A 5769-nucleotide genomic window follows, 5' to 3' on the forward strand; every position below is an offset into this window, starting at 1 on the left:
TCGCGGTTTTGATAATCTGGCAGGAAACAGCGCTATCAATAGTCGCGAGTTCTCCAAGCAAATTCGGCAAGATATTCCTATCCCGCCACTAGCAGATTCACAAGCCGATGCGGAAGCGAGTGCCAAATCTGCCGCGCAAGATTCTAAAGAATAGCTAGATTTTCGAAGAGGTGCAGCTACTCTCCAAAGCGGTATTGTAACGTTAAATCCATTGTTCATTAAGCATAGACATAGATTAAACCCTTTATAAAAAAAGTTAGGTTAAGGCTGAACCCAATTTACCACCCGCTCCTCCATTTCCTCATCTGTCATGCCAATCTCAGAAACACAGCGCCCTGCTACGCCAACATTGGCAGCGCGCATTTGCTGCTGGGTCAGCACTGCATCTTGGGTTAGTAATAGATGCCAACTTGGCAAATCTTGTCCTTTATACAAGCGCTTATAAGCACAGTGCGACGGCAGCCACATCATTTGCGGCAAATTCTCCATAGTTAGCTGAATACAGTCTGGCACGTGCTCTTGGCGCGTGGCGTAATGCTTGCAATAACCTGTCGCGCAATCCATCAGCTGACAAGTGACATCGGTATATTCAACCATTTCTGCTTCATGATTATTGTCATCGCTGACATTCTCATCGTCGATATACTTGATTAGGCAGCAGCTACCGCAACCATCGCATAGCGCTTCCCATTCGCTATGGTTTAGCTCTGACAGCGCAAAACGTGACCAAAACTGCGGACGCAATAGATCATTAGCATCGTTTTGGCTGTGAGGAAATAAGCGCCCAGCAGATTGCGTCGCTGAATCTGAATCAGTTGTTGTTTTGGAATCTAGAGCGGATGCTAATTGAGATTCAGATTGATTGAGCAAATTGAGTATCATAAAGTCGCCGTAGCATTTTGATAAAGAGCGTTACAGTATTATAGCTGTTTTTGGTCTGCTTGGGCGTTAAGGTAGGAGAAGTAAATAAAAGAATGCAGCAAAATACGGACAGTTAACACTTATAAAACAAGCATTTATAAAACAGTCATCTATAAAACAGTCATTTATAAAACCCACTTCATAACATAAAAAAAGGACAATAATATGTCAATTAAGACTTTTGAATTAATAAGCACTACCGAAAACAACGTTGAGCTTATCAGCTATGTGGCGCTACCAGAATCTGCCTCAGAAGACAATCCAGTAGCGGGTATTTTGGTGGCACCAGAATGGTGGGGCGTGGTCGATCACCCAAAGTCCGTCGTTGAGCGCTTGGCAAAAGCAGGCTATGCGGCGGTGGCGATGGACGTTTACGGTGAAGGCAAGCTAACCAGCGACGCGTCGATGGCCAACATGTGGATGGAGCAAGTACTTGCTGATCAAGACATGCTAATGGCACGTTGCCGCTTAATACTCAATGATTTTGGTGACCAACTGGCGGTTAATCGCGATAACTTAGCGGCGATTGGTTATTGTTTTGGCGGTAAAGTAGTGCTCGATATGGCGCGTGAAGGTATGCCATTAAAAGCGGTTGCTACTTTCCATGGCAATCCATCAGCAAAACAGCCAGCTGACAAGAACTTTACAGCCAAAGTATTGGTCGCTCACGGCCGCGATGATTCGATGGTGTCAATGGACGCAATCGAAAGTCTAAAAACAGAGCTAGATGCTGCCGATGTTGACTACACGATTGATGTCTATGACGGTGCCAAACATGGCTTTACCAATCCGCACGCCGATGAACGCGCGGCCAAAAACGATGTTGACCTTGGCTACAACGAAACCGCTGCTAAGCAAAGCTGGGAAAATATGCTCGAGTTTATGAAAACCAATCTCGGTGAATAATTTTAAAAATATCATCAATCAAATTGTATAAACGCTCACTATAACGAGTGTTAATACAAAGCATAAGACGAAAAACAGGGGTCACTTTCTCAGAAAGCGACCCCTGTTTTTCGTCCTTATACACAATAACTACCATGACCAATCTTGTGCTTATGAGCAAATAACGTCATCATCACTCTATTATAAGTGGGATTGAGTGACGAGGATGTTATATCTATTGATAAATCAGCTGGGCTGGCTGGCTTTTATGGCTTTATTGATCGTGGTGCTCATCCTGTACGCCAGGATAAGCCAACAAATCAGACAATTGCGTCATGATATGACAGCGCTGCAAGCTGAGCTTAAACGGCAAAAAGAGGGCTTAATTACAGCAAAATCTTCTCACGCCGATATAAATAGCGATCAAGAAAGTCATTTTGCAGCAACGCCCGATACCTCTTCAAACTCGCGGTCACCAATGCCGCCACCGTTACCGTTACCGTTAGCAGCAGTAGATTCGGTTACAGCCGCTGACGCTAGCGCCAAACCCATAGAAGCAAACCTCGGCTTAAAGCCAAAACCAGCAGAATCGACAAAATCGAGAACCCCCGTTACAACGATAGAGCCAGACGAGCGCTCCTTACCTATCGTTACCTCACTCATTCAATCGATGCAAAACTGGTTTTTTGGCGGCAACTTAGTAGTGCGCGTTGGGGTTTTGGTGTTGCTCGTCGGGGTGGTGTTATTGCTGCGCTTGTTAAGCGATTATATCGAAATTCCGATTATCATAAAGCTTATTGGCATTGGCATCATTGGCTTAGGGCTCGCATTGCTCGGATTAAAATTAGCAAAAAATCGCTTTGCTTATGGCATCACCTTGCAAGGCGCTGGTTTAGCGATTGCTTATTTAACCACCTTTTTTGCCTATAGCGTCTATCACGTGCTGGCGAGTGTGCCGAGCTTTGTTGGACTTGGCATCTTATCGGCCATCACCATTGGCTTAGCGGTGCGCCAAAACGCTTTACCGTTGGCATTGTTGGCACTTTCTGGCGGTTTCTTTGCACCGATATTGACCAGTGAAGACACAGGCAGTTTAGTGACCTTGTTTAGCTATTATTTATTATTAAACGTCACCATTGCTGTCCTCGCTCACTACCGTACTTGGAAAATGCTCAACCTTCTCGGCGTGATGGTCACCTTTGGACTGGCCTATCATTGGGGTATTACGGAAAATTTAAGCGCTGTTATTGAGGCACAGCGCTGGACGTTGGTATTATTAGTGGCGCTACATGTATTACTATATCTGTTTGTCGTCATTCGCTACGCGCAGCAAATCATTGCTTATAACACACTTAATGAAGAAAATTTTACTCATCCAGATACTGTAAAATATCCAAACGATGTAAATAAAATTCACTGGGGAAACCACAGCTATATATTCCCTATTGATACCGGCTTGCTGTTTTCCGTGCCGATACTAGCCTTTGGTTTGTTCGCAGGGCTTTTAGACGCTATTCCTAATGGATTAACCATCACCAGTGCTATTTTAGCGGCAATTTATTTGGGCATTGGCTGGGTGTTTGTCAAGCGTAGTCAGCGATATGCCTTAATTACCGAGGGTATGCTGGCGTTAGGTTTTGGTTTTTTGGCACTAGTGATTCCGCTGGCATTCGATGCTGAATGGATTGCCTTTGGCTGGTCGGTACAAGGGCTGGCGCTGGTATGGTTTGGACGGCGCTCACTACGTGCATGGTCAGTATTGTTTGGGTTGTTATTGCAGCTGCTCAGTATCGCGATGCTGATGATAAATGTGGTCTTTACGATTAAAGACTATCCAACGCTGGCGTTGACGATTTCGGCGCTCAGCTATCTAGCAACGATGTTTATTTTGCGCGCCAGCAACTCACCTATTGATGACGCCAACAACCAGCTTAATGCCAATCATACGCTGACTGCCTATACTAAAGCTTTGGGCATTGGTGAACTCGCTACTAAGCAATGGCTTACCAGTATCAATAGCCAAAGTGTGGCGTTTAACCTAATGTGGCGCAGTCCAGTCTTGATACGTCTGTTGACGTTCACTGCGATGGGTTGGCTGCTGTATGTATTGGTCATCGATTTTGACCAATGGCTTGGCAGCTGGCGCTTAGCAACGACGGCGCTGCTAGGATTGGCCACCTTAACCAGCCTAGCTATTTATCAGGCAATCAATCACTATCATGCGTGGCGCGAGATTAGGCAGTTTAGCCATGCGTTATTGCTGCTATTTTATGCCGCGCTACTGTTTCAACTGCCACAAAAGTATGAATTTGATTATCAATGGACAACCTTTCATTGGCCGATATTTATCACGCTACTCATAGGCTGGCTAGTAGTTGGGCAATTGTGGTTAAGAACATGGCATAAAGAATTGGAGTTAAAAAGTTTTGATAGCGCGAGCTGGCTTGGTGCTGGCATTATCCTGTTGGCAGAAGCTATGCATTATGGCTTGCCTGATTCAAAAGGTATCATGACTATTTTAGTTCCGGTTGCCTTTATGCTGGCTGGATTATGGTGGACACAGCGTCATGCTATGGTTCAGTACAATGATAAGCAATCAAAAGCAGCAAATTCAGCGCTTGCGCCTTATTGGTTCGACTGGCATCGAGCCCTGTTAAATAGTGCCAAACTCTTTGTACCTATGACTTTAGGCTGGGCGATTTTTACCAACTTTACTTATGATGGCGTGATTTGGGGCTTGCCTTATTTCCCCCTATTTAACTTATATGATGTGACGTTATGGCTGGTGGTGTTTTACGGCTTGGGCGTTTATTTAATCCGTCAGCCACATGGGAGAGGTTCGAGAAATCTATTAAAAGCCATTCCTAAAAACGATATGCTATTCATTGTCTTAGCGCTGATTGGTTTTTGGATAGGCTCTAGCATGTTGGTCAGAACGCTGCACGCATTTATCGGTACACTATTATGGACTGGTAGCTTATATGGAGTAGCCGGAGGCGCTTGGAATAGCGAGCAAGTACAAACCGGGCTAACCATTTTATGGACGCTCATTGCTTTGGTCGCCACCATCATCGCCAGCCGCTATGGACAACGAACACTATGGTTTATGGGTATTGGACTGCTGGGCGTTGTGGTGTTAAAACTGGTTGATTTATCCCAGACCGAGGCGATTTGGCGAGTGATTTCATTCCTTGGTGCGGGTAGCTTAATCTTAGTCGTTGGTTATTTAGCGCCACTGCCACCAGCGCGTGAGGATTTAACAGACGAGCCTGCAGGATAGTCCGCTCTGTGCGTTACATGAAATGTTAACGTGAGCATTTTTAGCCTCATTACTTTTTAACATCAGTACTTTTTAGCATTAAAAGCTTGCTTATGTAGTAAACTGGACGCCATTAAAAAGTAAATGACGATGGTCTTACTTTGAGCATTTTTTATAAAAGGTTAGTAAAGCAGATGGATAAGAGAGCAAGTATTCAGTGGTTCCCTGGGCATATGAACAAGGCCCGTAACGAAATCAAAGAAATCATGCCACAGATGGACGTCGTCATTGAAGTGATTGACGCGCGTATTCCTTATAGTAGTGAAAACCCAATGGTCGCAGCATTACGCGGCGAAAAACCAGTCATTAAAATCTTAAATAAAGCCGACCTTGCTGATCCGGAATTGACCAAAGCGTGGATGGAATATCTTGAGCAACAAGATGGCGTTAAAGCCATGGCGTGCGACAATAATAAAGCCGATGACGTCAAGCGCATCATTGCAATATGCAAATCCCTCGTACCCAATAAAGTCGGCACCGGTCGCCAAATCAAAGCCATGATTATGGGTATTCCAAACGTTGGTAAATCGACCTTAATTAACACCTTAGCAGGGCGCGCGGTAGCAAGAACCGGTGATGAGCCCGCGGTTACTAAGTCGCAGCAGCTGATTAAACTTGACGATGACATCATGCTCTATGACACT

Annotated in this window: 4 protein-coding genes; 3 read left to right on the top strand and 1 reads right to left on the bottom strand. The window is 44.9% G+C overall.

Going from position 1 to position 5769, the window contains the following annotated elements:
* Positions 1–261 precede the first annotated feature (261 nt).
* Positions 262–882, bottom strand: a complete 621-nt coding sequence (locus tag V7D75_RS11635) for a YcgN family cysteine cluster protein (protein ID WP_333614689.1) — start codon at positions 880–882, stop codon at positions 262–264.
* Positions 883–1086: 204 nt separating this feature from the next.
* Here V7D75_RS11635 and V7D75_RS11640 point away from each other — a divergent pair, with 204 nt between their 5' ends.
* The 3 genes from V7D75_RS11640 to ylqF all read left to right on the top strand — a co-directional run.
* Positions 1087–1827, top strand: coding sequence for a dienelactone hydrolase family protein (locus V7D75_RS11640; RefSeq protein ID WP_333614690.1), 741 nt, complete (start codon positions 1087–1089; stop codon positions 1825–1827).
* A 247-nt stretch (positions 1828–2074) separates the two neighbouring features.
* Positions 2075–5086 carry a DUF2339 domain-containing protein gene (locus tag V7D75_RS11645; protein WP_333614691.1) on the top strand — a complete coding sequence of 1004 codons (3012 nt, stop codon included), beginning with the start codon at positions 2075–2077 and terminating at the stop codon, positions 5084–5086.
* Between the two features lie 173 nt (positions 5087–5259).
* A partial coding sequence (ylqF, locus tag V7D75_RS11650; RefSeq protein WP_333614692.1) for a ribosome biogenesis GTPase YlqF occupies positions 5260–5769 on the top strand: 510 nt, incomplete at its 3' end.

Source organism: Psychrobacter sp. (assembly GCF_036731945.1).
Lineage (GTDB): Bacteria > Pseudomonadota > Gammaproteobacteria > Pseudomonadales > Moraxellaceae > Psychrobacter.